This window comes from Aeromonas sp. 600948, from assembly GCF_049174875.1.
In the GTDB taxonomy this organism is placed as follows: domain Bacteria; phylum Pseudomonadota; class Gammaproteobacteria; order Enterobacterales; family Aeromonadaceae; genus Aeromonas; species Aeromonas veronii_A.
This window is the reverse complement of the sequence record NZ_JAAKTY010000006.1, coordinates 65,683-81,582: the sequence shown is the minus strand read 5'-3', so window position 1 is coordinate 81,582 and position 15,900 is coordinate 65,683. Positions and strand designations below refer to the sequence as shown.

Annotated in this window: 13 protein-coding genes; all 13 read right to left on the bottom strand. The window is 51.0% G+C overall.

The features are described from left to right. Nucleotides 1-79: 79 nt before the first annotated feature. Nucleotides 80-1,078 (bottom strand): hypothetical protein, encoded by a 999-nt coding sequence (locus tag G5182_RS07175; protein ID WP_227340778.1) that lies wholly within the window; start codon nt 1,076-1,078, stop codon nt 80-82. Nucleotides 1,079-1,298: 220 nt separating this feature from the next. Continuing rightward, nucleotides 1,299-3,107, bottom strand: coding sequence for an asparagine synthase (glutamine-hydrolyzing) (gene asnB / locus G5182_RS07170; RefSeq protein ID WP_129505123.1), 1,809 nt, complete (start codon nt 3,105-3,107; stop codon nt 1,299-1,301). A 60-nt stretch (nt 3,108-3,167) separates the two neighbouring features. After that, the gene (locus G5182_RS07165) at nt 3,168-4,331 is read right to left on the bottom strand and encodes a methyltransferase domain-containing protein (RefSeq protein ID WP_227340779.1); all 1,164 of its coding nucleotides are present in this window, start codon (nt 4,329-4,331) and stop codon (nt 3,168-3,170) included. A 14-nt stretch (nt 4,332-4,345) separates the two neighbouring features. Beyond that, nucleotides 4,346-5,968: a glycosyltransferase gene (locus tag G5182_RS07160; RefSeq protein WP_227340780.1), complete on the bottom strand. Its 1,623-nt coding sequence runs from the start codon at nt 5,966-5,968 to the stop codon at nt 4,346-4,348. Between the two features lie 19 nt (nt 5,969-5,987). After that, the gene (locus tag G5182_RS07155) at nt 5,988-8,348 is read right to left on the bottom strand and encodes an HAD family hydrolase (RefSeq protein WP_421254269.1); all 2,361 of its coding nucleotides are present in this window, start codon (nt 8,346-8,348) and stop codon (nt 5,988-5,990) included. Between the two features lie 113 nt (nt 8,349-8,461). Further along, the gene (gene glf, locus G5182_RS07150) at nt 8,462-9,643 is read right to left on the bottom strand and encodes a UDP-galactopyranose mutase (protein WP_227340782.1); all 1,182 of its coding nucleotides are present in this window, start codon (nt 9,641-9,643) and stop codon (nt 8,462-8,464) included. Continuing rightward, complete coding sequence (locus G5182_RS07145) at nt 9,640-10,611, bottom strand: glycosyltransferase family 2 protein (protein WP_227340783.1); 972 nt, start codon at nt 10,609-10,611, stop codon at nt 9,640-9,642. Before G5182_RS07145 ends, glf begins: the two co-directional genes overlap by 4 nt. 169 nt (nt 10,612-10,780) lie before the next feature. Beyond that, entirely contained in the window at nt 10,781-11,986 is a 1,206-nt protein-coding gene (locus tag G5182_RS07140) for an acyl-CoA reductase (protein WP_227340784.1), read from the bottom strand. Continuing rightward, the gene (locus tag G5182_RS07135) at nt 11,965-13,020 is read right to left on the bottom strand and encodes an acyl-protein synthetase (protein WP_227340785.1); all 1,056 of its coding nucleotides are present in this window, start codon (nt 13,018-13,020) and stop codon (nt 11,965-11,967) included. Before G5182_RS07135 ends, G5182_RS07140 begins: the two co-directional genes overlap by 22 nt. Beyond that, nucleotides 13,017-14,375 (bottom strand): AMP-binding protein, encoded by a 1,359-nt coding sequence (locus tag G5182_RS07130; RefSeq protein ID WP_421254268.1) that lies wholly within the window; start codon nt 14,373-14,375, stop codon nt 13,017-13,019. The genes G5182_RS07135 and G5182_RS07130 overlap by 4 nt, the downstream gene beginning before the upstream one ends. Continuing rightward, a complete protein-coding gene (locus tag G5182_RS07125) occupies nt 14,372-15,121 on the bottom strand; it encodes an SDR family NAD(P)-dependent oxidoreductase (protein WP_227340787.1) in 750 nt (249 codons plus the stop codon). The genes G5182_RS07130 and G5182_RS07125 overlap by 4 nt, the downstream gene beginning before the upstream one ends. Continuing rightward, nucleotides 15,121-15,354: an acyl carrier protein gene (locus G5182_RS07120; protein ID WP_144715547.1), complete on the bottom strand. Its 234-nt coding sequence runs from the start codon at nt 15,352-15,354 to the stop codon at nt 15,121-15,123. The genes G5182_RS07125 and G5182_RS07120 overlap by 1 nt, the downstream gene beginning before the upstream one ends. Beyond that, on the bottom strand, nt 15,351-15,887 hold the full coding sequence (locus G5182_RS07115) for a GNAT family N-acetyltransferase (RefSeq protein WP_227340788.1): 537 nt from the start codon (nt 15,885-15,887) through the stop codon (nt 15,351-15,353). Before G5182_RS07115 ends, G5182_RS07120 begins: the two co-directional genes overlap by 4 nt. Between the last annotated feature and the right edge of the window lie 13 nt (nt 15,888-15,900).

Sequence of the window (15,900 nt, the reverse complement as noted above, 5' to 3'; positions counted from 1 at the left end):
AAAGAGTAATTCATAAAAAATTGGAGACTAAAAACAAAAGGAAAGTAATAAAATAACTTATAATATCTATAGCTATTTATCAGTTTAAAAAAACAACTCTCCCATCAAATTTCATCAATAAAGCACGTCTAATTTCCTCTCGATAGAAATCCGATGCTATATAGACTGGTGAATTAATAGCATCTAAATCCCCCAACGTGTTAACCTTGAAGTCATTCATAGCATGCGAGTGTTCATCAACAATAATATTAATTTTTTTCCTGTGCTTGGAAAATTTTAAAATGGCCTGTCCGATATGACCAGCACCATATAGAAGTACTTCAGAATAACTATTGCTTACCTCATCGAAGATGAGCGTATGATTTAGAACATTATCCGTGAAAGGATATTGAACAACTTGGCTCAACAAATAGATGTCATCAGAGCACAACGCTATCACTTTATCAATAGAAATCAAAGGGTTATATATTATCTGCTGCGGAGAAACAAATTTATCTTCCAGACATTTTCTAGCCACTAGGAAAGCATATTGTTCAGTTGTCTGATGCTCAACGACGTCTGACAATGAGCCAAATGTATACTCACCATCAGTACCTCTCCAACCAAATACTAACTCAACGACTTCATAGTTGTTTGAAAAACAAAGTGAAATGAAAAAATCAACATTATATGTAAAAAGTCCATGTGGGGAATGCTTCATAGGCAAACAATGAATCATTAATCCATTTTTCTTTGTAATGTTATGTATTGACGCAAAAACATTATATTGATTAAAAACATGTTCACTAGTTCCAAGATTAGTTACCACATCATACTGATGAGATAACTCGAGCATCTGACTATTAAAATCGCAAAATATTGTCCCATCATAAACATCCACAGAATCATATTTTAAACCTAGGTTTTCATACATAGATTTTGTAAAATCACCATCCTGATAATTCTTTAATTCTTCATCAATTATCTCTGCCGAGTTTAATGAATAAAACTGCTGGCACCCTAACTCAATTATCGAATTAAAGTTTTCAGGAAAGTGATTCTTCATTTTATTAAACATAGCTGGCGTCATACCCATCACAGAACTCCCGTAACATATAATATGAAGTTATAAGAAAGACTTATCAATTCACGAATGAATTATATTTCACAAACAATGTAAACAAGGCTATAATTTCAACCGCAGTTATAAACTTCAAAAATTCTTCGCCTTTATTATATAGCCATAAAATATATTCATAATAGTGGGCTCGGTCATTATAATTAATATTATTTAATAACTTTTAGCCCAAAGCGTTATCTCACAAATTGAACTCATGGGACTGCAACCAGATCTCAAGCACCAATAAACCCCAAACATGATAGAAGGTCATACCGTCAAACTGGTTATCCAGCAACATCCGCAACCGGTCGGGAGCGATAAACTGATGCAGACAGAGCTGGCCTGAAGAGGCCTGCTGACGCAGTTGCGTAATCGCACTCTGTTTGGCCTGTTGATTGAACGGATCTATGCTGAAACCCTTTTTCGGCCTGTCGATCCATTCCGCCGGCAAGTAGCGTTTGGCCAACTGGCGCAACAGGAACTTACCCTGTCCTTGTGCAATCAACTCTGACTGTGCCAAACCTGCGGCAAACTGAGCTACTTCGGTCGACAGGTAGGGCGTGCGGCACTCAAGGCTGTGCAGCATGCTCATTCGATCTACCTTGGCCAATACCAACGGCAGATAATTGGCAATATCGGCCTCACGAAGGCGATTAAGATACGGGCGGCTATCCATATCGATACGCCTGCGCAGCGCCATCAAGTGATCACCAGTACCGGACGGAATGCGACCGAACAACTGTTCCAACTGGCGATCGGCATACAGCAAGATGCGACCAGAGTAGTACTCCCGCCCAAGATGCCAGCTACGCGCCTGCATCTGTTGCTCTCTGCCCTCGGCGGCGACCAGTGTCTGCAGGTAACGGCCATAACCGCCAAACAGCTCATCCCCCCCGTCACCCGTAATCGCGACGGTGACCTGCTGACGAGCAAGCTGCGAGACCATATAAGTTGGCACACAGGAAGTATCAGCATTGGGCTCATCCATGCGCCGCGCCAGATCACCTACCTGTTCAACAAAAGCCTCTGGACGAAGCAGCTGTTCGGTGTGCTCGGTTCCGAGGAAATCGGCAAAAGCCCGAGCCTCCTCATGTTCGCTCTCCGGCGCCTGTTCAAAACCGATGGAGAAGGTGCGGATCGGCCGTTGCAAACGACGGGTGATCAGGGCCACCGCCGTCGAGGAGTCGACACCACCGGAGAGAAAAGCCCCCACCGGCACATCGGCGACCAAGCGGCGCGATAAAGAACGCAGCAACAGATCCTCAAGCTGGTCAACCTGCTCCTCCAGCGGGCGTGACGGCATATGGTCACCGGCACAGATAAAGTGGAAGTAACGCTCTGCCTGTGAGACAGCCCCTGTCACGGCACGCATCAAGTGCCCCGGCAGCAACTTTCTGGCGTGTTGATACAGGGTGCGTTCCCCGACGGGGTGCTGGAAAGCCAGATAATGGGCGACTGTATCAACCGTAATGCGGGCAGGGAATCCTGGCACCAGGGTCAAAGCCGCCAGCTCGGAGGCAAAGACCAACAAACCGTCAAACTCGGCATAATAGAGTGGCTTCTCGCCAAACGGATCACGCGCCAGCAGCAACTCCCTGCGCTCACGATCATAGTAGGCAAGTGCAAACATCCCCTCGAGCCGGGTCAGAAAGTCAGCACCTTCCCGTACCAGGCCATTGACCAATACCTCGGTATCAGAATGGCCAGTAAATGATATGCCGGCGTCTTTAAGACGCCCCCCCAACTGAAGATGGTTGTAGATCTCCCCATTAAATACGATACAGGCTCGTTGCTGTGCATCATGCATTGGTTGATGCCCGGCAGGCGATACATCCAGAATACTCAATCGACAATGTGCCAGAACACAGCGTCCGTCATCCGACTCCCAAAGCCCCCGGTCGTCAGGCCCTCGATAGGTCATCGCCTCCGCCATTCTATTAGCCTGCTGTTTCAACCACGCAGGATCATGTTGACCATGAATACTCATTATTCCGGCTATACCGCACATTTTATAACTCCCTAAAGGTAAGCCAACACATGATGTCACGCATGAGACATCATAGAATAATCAACTATCATGCGATGGCTTTTCAAGAACGAATAGCACACCAGCGACTTCCAAATCCTCCCATCCCAGTGATGCATACTCATCTGCGAAATCGACAGAGACTTCCTGAATATGCTCTCTATCATTCTTCATATATTTATCTTCAGCAACAATCCTGAAGCCACATTGTAAAAATATCTGTCGATAATCACTATAACGCAGCTGATTACCATGTAAAAAGTGGCCAGCATCACCATAATGGTCACGCCACTCTGACTTGCCTATTGTCAGGAAATCAAGTGGTCGTGAAAAATCCCGGTGGTCTCGGAGGTCAATCCAGTGAAAAGCAAAACCACCTGATGCTAATAGCTCAAATGTCTTGGCTACGAATGAATGAATATCTACAACATGCTCCATTACGGCACACGAATAGCATACATCATATTTTTCATCATCATTGAAATCTTCAAGCTTTATCTCAGGGAAGTAATTTAGTCTAGTGCCATGATGATCATGAAGATGGAATGATTCAACATCATCATTAAATACAATACCATCATTTACCTTACATGGGACATTGAAAAGCCCCATTAAATCTTTAATCATTGAAACATGTTCATTGAAAGGATATTTCCCGCTTAGTCCCGGGAATGGTTCGATCGCGGTCCACTCCCCGCCCCATCGTAATAGACTATATATCTCCACCCCAAGGGAATGACCAGAACCTATATGTAAAAATCGATTTACCGGCTTTGAAATATATTGTTTACGGCATTTCTCGAAATGATTACCAAGTGATATATGATAAAATACACTACCGCTAGTGTTTTTACTTCCTATTATCTCATCCACGAGCTCACGTCCGATTAGCCCTTTCACTTCCTGCTTCTCTCGATCTTTTATTTCACTTTCCTCATCATAAGGAAAGGGTAAATATAAATCATCCAGCCCCAATTTGACGAGTTGAGCACAGATATCTGAGACATGCCTCTGAAGACAAGAGAGAATAATAAAATTTGGCTTATATAGATGAATTTCATCAGGAGAGATAATAGGAAGCTCACCTTTAAACTGACCATGTAAATTTTCGTTATTATCAGCAATAGCCAATATTGAAAATCGTTTAGGAAGTCTTTTTATAAATGAATCACAAACTTCACCAGCACCGAACAAGATAACATCCATATTCCGTCTCCGATTTATTTTTTATTAGTCAGTGCCAGTGTTTTTTCAGCAAGTATACGTGGTGAATAATGCTCACTCATCTTTTCCACCAAACCAACTGATGTTTTCTCTCCACTCCCCATTAATAATGACACTATCTTTTCAACCATCAAACCCCATTCCCCATAGGGAATCAAGTCACAAGAAAACTCTGTCAGTACAGTTTCGCTATTTCCTGGAATATCTGTCGCTACAACAGGACAACCAAGTGCCTGTGCTTCCAAAATAACATTAGACATTCCCTCATGACTGGAGGTGGAAATGAGCAGGCTGGCACAACTTAACCATTCAAAAATATTATCTTTCACACCCACGACATGAATGTTATCGCGGCACGGCTGCTGCGCAATGCAAGCAAGGACCTCTGAGCGCAATGGTCCATCACCGATTAAAATTGCATGGGTTTGAGGAAGTTTGGCAATGACAGAAGCGACAACCTCTATAAAGCGACATGGGGACTTTTCCGGAGACAGTCGCATTATCCCCATCAATATTGGGGCCGATAAATGAATATCTAACTGCTGTAAAGGCTCTTGTCCCTCAACCCGCTTGGCCATGACCGCATTTTTCACTACGGGGATGCTCGATTCAGGCAAATTTAGCCAGCGAGCATACGACTGCGCCCCTGCCATGGAGTTAACACTCAAAACGATTCCTGGCAACTCGGTCATCAGACGATAGTAAGCTGCCAACCTCGACTCATCATAAACGGCCAGGTATTCAGGAAACTCTGAGGGTGCAACACTCCTTCCAGAGATAATGATCTGTTCTACTCCCGCGAAAATTGCGGCCATAGAAGCAATGACATTACCGTCTTCTAGATAGGCGATAACCAGTTTGGGCTGAACACGTTGCATATAGTCATAGGCAGTGAGAATGCCGTGAAGCAGTCCGGGCTCAAAGAAGGGTGCCAATTGATTAGCCAACTGATAGCTATTTTCCTCCTGCTCCAAGTTCGGCCAGCACTCACGGGCAGAAGGCACGAAGTAGAGCTCTACACCATGAGTACGCAAAAGCGCCTCCCAGTGATTAACCTCCAACCCCTTATTCTTCACCGAAATCAAATGCACTTCCCATCCCTGCTGGCGCAATCCGATGGCCAGCAATACCATCTGCCGCTCAGCACCGCCTTTGACCAAGGAGTGGATATATAGCACGACACGCTGCACTACTTGGGGCAGCCGATGTGCTCGACGCTCGCGGATCAACCGCTCAAGCTTTTGCTGCAACATCGCCGATGGCTGGCAGGTTGCCTCAACATAGGGAGTGATATAGGGATAGTCGCCATAATGACCTAGTTGCTCGATAATCTGCCCACCGAATTGCTGTAAATCTGAAAAGATGACAATGACCACCTCCTCTGCTGGGTAATTATTAAGCAGTTCTGGCCCTACAATCGGAATGCCACAGGCGAACTGACCGACTTGAGGACCGTTAAGACCATCGATGATGGCGACGAATGGATAAGGGGATTGGAGCACATGATAATAAAGATTTCCCGCCACCCCCCAGGCAATCGCCTTGCGTTTCCCGGACAGCAGTTCCTGATGCAATAACGCATCAAAAGGCAGGGCATGTTTCATCGACAGATCCAGCATGTGTCGGTTTCCTTGGAATTCAATTCAATGACAATATGGTCACATCTTGGCTGGATATAGTCGCAAAGATGTCTCGTTTTATTTCGTCCACAAAGGAGGCGGACGCGACAATCAGTACAGAACCAGATGGAATTGAGCACTCGGATAATGATATGACGTCATATCCCATCACTTGGTAGTGTCCAAAGTTGGCCTTTTTATCGATCACGCTACGAATATGGATGCTTTTTTTAACCAGTTCCGGTGCCAGACACTCAAAGAATTCTCCCGCTCCATACACTATGACTTCGGTGGCCTGTTGACTTTGCATCAATTCCAGAAGCCTATCGATCGCTTGGGAATGCTTATAACGTGCATCGCGTAAGCCGACAAAATCCATCATCAAATCAGGATCCAGCCGACTCAGGGAACCTTGCGGCCAAGCCAACCAACGCTCACCATAAGACATGTTTTTGCTGAACTTGCGATAGAAGGTTTCTATTCCTTCTGAGTGGATCCGCGCCAACCCGGAGGAATTAATGACTTTGTAACTACGCTCCGAGCCGAAGTTGTCTTCATGCACCAGATTACCCAAATAGTGCACCTCGCTCGATACCGGACATTCGACCAGGCGCTCCATCATGCGCAAAAAAGAGATCCGTTCATTCAAATCAGATTCGGCGATGCCCAGCGATTGGTCCCACAACTGATAAGCATTAACTCCAGCCTCAAAACTCCGGATATTTTGCTGATGCTGGGCACTGTAGCGGACCTCTGCCTGTCGCGGCACAACTTTCCCTTCCGCTGTGCGCCGATACCCCAGTGTGCTCCCTTCCAAACCAACGAGAACAATTTCAAAAATCTCTGGTGAACGGGCAATCTTCTTGATCCCCTTTATGGTATCGTTACGCACCGGAATAAAGGCACTGATCGGCGTGATAACGGAGTTTTTGCTGCCTCTATGGTTACAGTAGAGCAACAGACTGCTCATTGGCTGTTGCAACATGGCCTTGCTAATTTGAGAGGGAATCGTCCCACCGCCACCCAAGTCGACTAGCAGATAGGGAGCATCTCCCGTCAAGCCAACAAAATAATCTCGCATGTCCAGCCTGCTTTGCTGAATACTGCTCTTGATCTGCTCGATATTTTGCTCAAACACTTCAGCCATCAGTTGCAGACCATCTTGCCCATCGATGGCAATTTGATCCAAAAGCGCCAGTGGCGTGTCAAGAAAGGATGCCAACCTGACATCCTGAACACCAAATTCATTGAAAAAGTCACGAACGGTGTAATTGCGGCGCATCAAGGTCTGGGAAACAGCCTCTTCCACTTGGCTATCATCTATCGCGGGCAAATAGGTTGCCTTGCGTGAGGCATAACAGGTCTGACAGCGTATATCTGGGTACTGCTGTGATTGAAAATCGACCTGGCGGTTGATACAGGCAGCAAAGATCCCGCCCTCTCGCATCAGCGACAAAATGTTTTTTACCTGCAGTCGTTTGGCTGACTGCAGAACCCACTTGGCAAATGCCGTCAGGACGGGTCCAAGGATGAAGGCGCCATATGTGTAGAAAAATTGCTCCTCCTCGGAAAGCTGTTGTGGCATCGACAGGACGGCCAGCTTCCTGGCATGTTGCATGGCCGATGGCACATTTACCCGATAAACTTTCTCGTTTTCCAACACCTCAGACAGATTCTCTGGGATATCAAAATGCAATGAAGCCAAACCATGTTGCCGTGCCGACTGCACATCAGCCCTGGGATTGTCACCGATATGCAAAACTTGCTCTGGTTTCAGCTTTATCTGAGTAATTACATGGCTAAAGAGAGCGCCACTCTGCTTGGTCAACCCAACACTTGATGAAACAAACAGATAATTATAAGAAATTTCAGGGCATTTTTCTGAAATACAGTCGCGCAAAAAAACTTCTGGCAAATACATGTCGGAAATAAAAACAATCAGTTTATTTTTACGTTGTGCACGTACCAAAACTTCTTGAATAATCGGGTCTGGATAAAGAACTTCTCGTTCTACTTTCAGCTCTTCAACTTTAAGCACCGCCTTAATTTCATCACTAAAAGGCAGCTGTTCAAAAATATCGTCAAAACTAATTTCTTCACCTGAAATTAGTTTGCGAGCACGAGCTTCAGCCTCGAGGCGGCAAAATCTATAATCTTCTGCCTCTATTGGCAGATTAAGACCTCTATTTAGCAACCGTCTCGCTGCTTCCTCAAAAACCCACGAGGGTTCATCACATGCACGACGCAATAATGTATCAAAAACATCCAATGAAATATGTGTTATTTTATCAATGCAAAGATACTGATCAAGAGCAGTTAGAAACTGGCTATTTTCTAGTAAATCACGCAACTCGGGAGACATCACCGCATAATGACTCATATATACCTACACATGCATCAAAATAAAAGAAATCACATAAAAAACATTCACACTCAAAAACTCGAATACTTTTGCGGAATGAAAATATCTATCTCTGCAATAGATTATATTCATTACTTATTTAAAACGGCAAAACAGGCATCGGAAACCAATCGAGAGAAATTGTTCAGCGCGTTATCCACTGCATCATCCATATCGAAATAGCGATACTCGGCAAGGCGGCCCAAAGCAATCAGTTGCGGGAACTCGGCCAATTCATCGCGGCAAGTCTGATAATGCTGTTTGGCTGCATCGGTAAACAGCGGGTAGTAAGGCTCCAGCCCCTGCCCGGCCACATAGGTGCAGGGGTATTCATAAACGATGCTGGTGCCGGGATGTTGCTGCCCCGTCAGATGCTTGAATTCAGTGATGCGGGTATAGGCCTCTTCATTCGGATAATTGACCGTGGTCACCGGCTGAAATTGAGCTTGCGGCAGATGACAGTGCTCAAAGCGCAGTGAACGGTACGGCAAGCCGTCGTGCCCCGCCGGCATCAGCTGATCCAGCATCCCCGTATAGACCAAGGGCCCGGCAAAGGGCACGCCATCCAGCAGTATCCGTTTCTGTTGCCAATCCAGACAGACGCGGGACCCCATGGGAATGGATAGCCTCACCTCAATCAAGGGGTTCGCCAAGATGCGCTCGAACATGGCGGTATAACCCTGCGCGGGCACCGCCTGCCAGGGATCAATAAAGTAACGGTCATCACGATTGACGACAACCGGCACGCGCGCAGTGACCTCGGGCGAGACCTGCTCTGGCGATACACCCCACTGCTTGCTGGTGTAGTTGACGAAGGCTCGCTCATAGATGAACTGGGCCAGCTCAGCCAGCAGAGGCTCAGCTTCCTGCCGCAGTGCCATGATGGGCACTCTGGCCCCCTCACCAAATCTGGCCTGAAGGGCCTCAATCATGGCCGCTGCCTTCTCCGCCGGAAAGCAGCGTTCAATGCTGGTCAGGTTGAACGGGATGGGCACCAACTGACCATCTATCCGTGACAGCACGCGATGCTCATAAGACAACCACTCGGTGAACTGCGACAGGTAATCCCAGACTTCCTGCTTGTCGGTATGGAACAGGTGTGGCCCATAACGATGGATCAGCACGCCGTGCTCGTCATACGCGTCGAAGCAGTTGCCACCGATATGATCGCGCTGTTCCAGCACCAGCACCTTCCAGCCAAGCTGGCTGGCCATTCGTTCAGCCATGACGGCACCCGAAAGCCCAGCGCCGATGACGATCGCCTGATAGCTCACGCTCTATCTCCAAACAGTTGCTGCATGACACGCGCGGGATGGGCCCGCTCTGCCCATGCCAACTGATGTCGTTCGTCGAAGAACCAACCCGGGGCTAGCCTTGCCACAGCATCGACCGACTGCTCGATAAGCTGAGTGAAGCGCACGACATCATCCTGCCGCAAAAAGTAGAGCGCGGCAGAGTAGTAGTGATGGGCACGCCCCTGAGCAATGATCACGGGATCAGCACCGAATGCCGCCGCATTGTCACAGGCACGCAGCAAATCGCGCAGCGACTGTTCACGACGTTCAGCCGATTTGCGGGTTTGCCCGCCAAAGCTCTGGGTATGGAAGCGATAGCGGCCCAATAATTCGGGGATAAAATCCAGCGTCCCCGGATTGTGGGAGAGGTTCAAGATATGCCAGGGATAATCGAGGATGATCTTGCACCCCTCATCGATAGCGTTCTCCATCCCTTCATAACGGCGAAACATAATGGAACTGGCATTGACGAACACCCCGAAGCGGATTAATGCCTCCCGCGTCATCACTAGTTCGAGATAGCGAGCATTGTAATAATCGCGGGTGAAGAGCTTGATCCGAGCATCGGTCTCATCATCAAACATCTCCGCTTCGTGGTAGCAAAGGGTGCAACCGGAATGCGCGTCCAGATAATCGGCCTGACGCTGCAGCTTGCCCGGCAGGGCCAGATCATCCCCGTCGACATAGGCGATATATTCGCCGTTCGCCTCTCTCAACAAGCGTTTCTGGGTTTTAGCCAACCCCATATTTTGCGCGTTCTGTAGTGCCCGTAGCCGAGGCCACTGTAACGCCAACCGCTGCATAATGGCCCAGGAGTCATCGCTCGAGCCGTCATCAATGGCGATCACCTCGAATTCGAAATTCGTTTTTTGTTCCAGCAGGCTAAGTAGGCAAGGTTCAATGAAGCGCCCGAGGTTGTATACCGGCACCAGTACGCTGATTTTCATAAGGAAACCCAGGGTTTGAGTAAAAAAGAAGCAAAACAAAGAAAATGGACAAGGCTACCGCACGGTCTCTGTCAACCTTTCCTGCCCTTCATCACAATAATTACTGCAAGAGCTGTGCCTGACCAAGCTAATTGATTGATATGACTTGATTTATGTGACCTGGCATCCACTATTCAATGCGGGCAAGCCGACGGCTGCAGGCGGCTAGCATGTCGATGCCGTCCCAGAGCCATTCGAATGCCAGCGCCTGTCCCGGACTTGCCACCCTATCGATACGACAACCTGGCGATACCAGGAGCGCATGCTCAAGCTGCGTTTTATCCGGGCCAGCCCAGACACAGGTCTGCATATCCCAAGGCTGTAGCAGCAACTCATCAAGGTTATCGGCAACAAATTCGGCGACTGTACCTCCTCCGATGTGTGCAAGCCGCAAAGAGGCGGTGGGAGTCAATAAGGTGACGCCAGAAAAGGTGTCCAGCTGCATCTGGCCATCATGGGCGACATTTTGTTGACTATTGATAAGGCGTTCCATCATCAGGGAGGGATTATCTGCAAATGGGGCGAAGATCCCTTCGAGCAGACGACGGCGCAACGTGCTGGCGGGAGTGCCCAACCAGCAAATCGTAGTGGGTGAGGCGCAGGCTTGTTGATTGAAACGGGTAAAGTCTTGTTGCAAAGCCGCGACCACTTGCCGCCACGCAGCAGCATCCAGGTTGGCGAGCCATTGGCTATCCAACACCGCCATGGAGCGGCGATCCGGAAACACGATTTCCTGAGCGCGGGGTGAGAGCGGAATAGCCCGTACCCGGCTGATGGTTTCATCACCTCCCCAGATAATGCGAAGCCGACACCGGGCCGACAGCCAGGCGGTGATGCCCTCGTCGTGGTCATAGCGGATAAAACGGGTACGGGAGGCAATCTCTTGCCACTCGGGCAGAGAGAAGAGCTCGTTCAGGATGGCCAGCATGGCCTCTTGCACCGGGTCGATGCGCGATGAGAGACGTACCACGGACCCATTGCCCATCAGCAGCGCCATGATCCAGGAGTAGAACGCGACGGTCGGCACGTTGGAGGGTACCAGATGAAAAACCATCCCCAAGGGTGCACGCCCTGCCATGCGTTTGCGCTGTACCTCAATCTGGCGCGGCCGCAACCAAAAGCCAAAGGCGGCCAGATCCGGGTTCTCTCGCCCCTCCTTCAGCAGACGTGCAGAGAGCGCAGCCACAAAGTCGCAGATGACGGGCGCAAAGCTTGGCAACGGGCGAGTGACAAAACCTTGCCAACCGCTGACGGGAGCCACGAAGGCGACTTCTGGCCCCGCTTGCCAGATGGCATCTTCTACATCTGATCGGCTCACTGGAAAGTGTCGCTGCATCCCCTCACCTCGGCGCCTTGCTGACGTCCTGATACCTGAAAATAACGGCCACGACGGCCGCAGGGGCAATCATCCTCCCCCAGCAGCACGCCGAGATCCTCGGTCAGCAGGCTGTGGCCAGGATAACTTTGGGGAATGGCAGAGATCACCTGCAGCAAGCCGGGTTGGCCGACCCCGAGCGGTCGATGAGTCAGCGGATCCCGCACCAGCAGATCGGCAAAGAGGGGAGCATGAAGATGGCCATGCTCACACTCGACAAATACCGACCCCACCTGCTCCACCATGCCATAGAAGTTGTGCACCCGACTCAACCCCAACTGTTCATGGCAGCGCAGCTTGAAGGCAGGATTATCTACCGCGAGGTGTTGCAGCTTCTTCCAGCCACCGCTGTGAAAAAGCGTGCCCTGCGTGAGCGGCAGTTGCAGACCGCGCTCACGCAGCGGCTCCAGCAAACATTGCCAGACCATGAAGGTGAAGCCGAACAACAGAACCGGCTGGCCCGCATATTTGTCACAAAAGGCCTCGATGACAGGCCAGTTGGGCCGCATCTGCTCATCGAGGGCATAAGTATGGTCACGGCCAAGGAAGGAGAGCCCCAGCGCACCGGCTCCGCGGGCTGAAAAACCGCTGCGGTTTTGGATAAGAGCTGGTTGCTCCACCAGCAGCATGGGCAGCCGTTGCTTGCCAATGAATTCTTGCAGGATCTTCACCAGCACCTTGCTCTGCAACGCGGCGGTCTCCCTGTCCAGCACGATCCGTGACGGCGTTCCGGTAGTGCCAGAGGAGGTGAGCACCTTGAACACTTCTTCTTGCGGCACACTCTGCCATTGGGCCAATTTGAACAGGCGAGCGGCCAGATAGGGAAGCTCTTGATAGGTCGAGGCCTGACCCCAGCCAAACACCGTCAGAATATTGGCAAAGGCTGGGCACCCCTGCCCATGGCACTGCGTCAATTTATTCAGACGAGCAAGGAGCAGCCCACTTTTTTCCTGTTGGGACAGCCCGAAAACCGGCGCATCAAACAGCCTGTTCATAGCTGCTCCAGCTCTGTTAATAGGGCCGGATAATCAATCTTCATATTGCTGCGTCGTGGCAAATGATGTTGGTAGATACGCACGCTTGATGGTGGCACCATCAGCCAGCGGGCCACCTCCAGCTGTAGTGCGTCACAGGGGCACGCGTCTGCCTCGATGGCTACCAGCAGGCGATCATCGCAGCCGGTCGCGGCGCAGGAATAGCCCCTCCCCTGCAACCAGGTTTCCACTTCAGCCAAGCTCACCCGTTTGCCAAACAGCTTCAGGAAACGGTTGAGTCGCCCGGTCAGATAGAAGCGGCCCGCCTCATCACAACGAGCCAGATCGCCGGTAAAGAGCGCATCCATATCACGCCCACGCGCCAGATCTTCAGGGCGCTCGGCATAGCCAAGCATCACGTTTGGCCCTTCGTAGACCAGCTCCCCCTCCCCGTCAGGAAAGCCGGGCTCATGACGCAGAGAGAGATGCCCGCCCGGTACAGCACGGCCGATGGCATCGGGGGCAATCATCACTTCATCGTGCGCCAACCAGGCGATGCGCGGCGCCGCTTCGGTCTGGCCATACATCACGAAAAAACGACGTCCCAGTGCAGTTGCCTGCTCGGCAAACTGTCTTGCCAGTGCCGGCTCAAGTCGTCCTCCGGCCTGGGTCAGTGTCATCAGGCTGGGATAACGCGCCCAGTCAAAACGCAAGCGGTTTAGCATCTGAAAGGTAAACGGGACCCCCGCCACGCTGGTGACCTGATAGCGATTGACCTCATCCCAGAATTGGCGCTCAAGGGGGCTGGCAGTGCATGAAACCAGAGAGGCGCCAGCCAAAAGATGGCTGTTGAGCACCGACATACCGAAGGAGTAAAAAAGTGGCAACGAGGTGATGGCACGCTCACGCCCGTTCAGCGCCAGGTATTCGGCGATGGCCGCGGCATTGGCATCAAGATTGGTTCGCGACAATCGCACCCATTTGCTGGAACCGGTGCTGCCCGATGTCGGCAGCAGCATGGCCAGCTCAGGGTGAAGTGAAGGCGCATCGCCAAGATGCGCAACTGCCCCATCCTCTAATACCCGCAGACTAACACCAAAGCGCTGGCACTGTTCACTGTGCAACCGGGCATCCTGTGCAGGATCGGCCAGCATGATGGCGTGGCCATCACGCAGGGCCAGCAAGTAGTGCAGCAGATGCAGGGTAGACGTCACAAATGGCAGGTAGACCAAATGGCGGCCAGCAGGATAGGTGGTGGCCAACTGCGCCACACGCCGAGCCAGCTCACCATAACTGAGCCACCCCTCTTGCGGGTCTCGCCAGGCGGGCTCGTCATTGTCGTCAACCAGATGGGTCAGCAAATCAGGCCGGTTCAAATCACCATCCCCCCATCGACCCCAATCACCTGCCCGGTCACATAGCTCGACAAGTCGGACGCGAGAAACAGGGCCACTTTGGCCACTTCATCTGGCGTGCCAATCCGTCCCATGGCGATGCTGGCCACCCGCTCGGCAAACTTCTCTTGCGGGATGGCATGCGCCATATCGGTATCAATAAAACCGGGAGCAATGGCATTGACACGGATCTGGCTGGCAGCCAGCTCCTTGGCCAGTGACTGGGTAATACCGATCACCGCCGCCTTGCTGCCGGCATAGCAACTGAGCCCGGCTGCCCCCACCAGCCCCATCAGGGAGGCGAGATTGATGATGCTACCGCCACCACTGCGCTGCATCATGCGGGCGGCATACTGGCTGCAGTAGATCACGCTAAAGGTATTGTTGCTGAATGTCTTTTGCAGATGGGTCTGGTTCGCCATTCCCAATAACGCCTCTTCCAGCATGCCGGCATTGTTGACCAACACGTCCAGCTGACGAGTCTGAGCAAAAAGCTGCTGAAAAGCCTGCTTGACCGCCGACGGATCAGCCACATCAAAACAGAGAGGCTGGCAAGGCACGCCAAACTCGGTACCAATCGCGGTCACCAGCTGGCTCATGGTCACCTCATCACGGCCTCCCAGCCACAGTTCAGCCCCCTGAGAGGCAAACTGGCGGGCGATGGCAAGACCGATGCCACGCCCGGCACCGGTGATCAACACCCGCTTGCCCTGCAACAGCCCCAGCATCAGAAAGCGACCCCGTACTTGGCCAGGATCTCGCGCGCCTTGCCGACCGAACTCATGTCGATAATGTCATCGGTGTCGAGCAGCACGCCGTAGTTATCCTCCAACTGGGCAATCAGCCCCATGTGGGCGACAGAATCCCACTGCGGGATACTGTTGTAGGCCAGCTCATCGCTGACGCTGCCGATATCGAGACCCAGCGCCTCGGCAAAAACCTGTTCCAATGCGATTGTCATCTGAAAAATCTCCGTAGCCGCTCACGGGCGGCATAGTAATTCGCCGGCAGCAGTTCCAATGCAAAAAATCCGTTCTCTTGTCTTATCTGGCTATAACCCAGTTGTTCATTCAAGCGCAGGGCAGAGCGATTGTTCTCCCGAACCAGGGTGCGGATACAACCGATGTGCAACTCATCAAAACCCTGATCAAGCTGAGATAAGGCAGCAGCGACAGCCAGCATGGGATGCCGCACGGTTGAGTTGCCCAGATAGAGTCCCGCATCGGCGATCGCCTGACCCAGCAGCTCGCCCTGAGACTCACCTTTAAGATTGACGTAGCCCGCTCGCACGTCTTTGCACCAGAGCACCCAGTGCTGCTGATCCCGCCGCTCACGGGTGGCGGTGAACCATTGGCGCTGTTGCCGTGGCGAAATACGCGTCTGGGATACCATCTGCATTCGCACCTCATCCTGATTGCGCCAACGCCGCAAAGCGGGAAGATCCCACGGCGCTATCGGGCGTAGCTCAACGCCATAACTCATCTTCAACGCCATACAGTTTCCATGA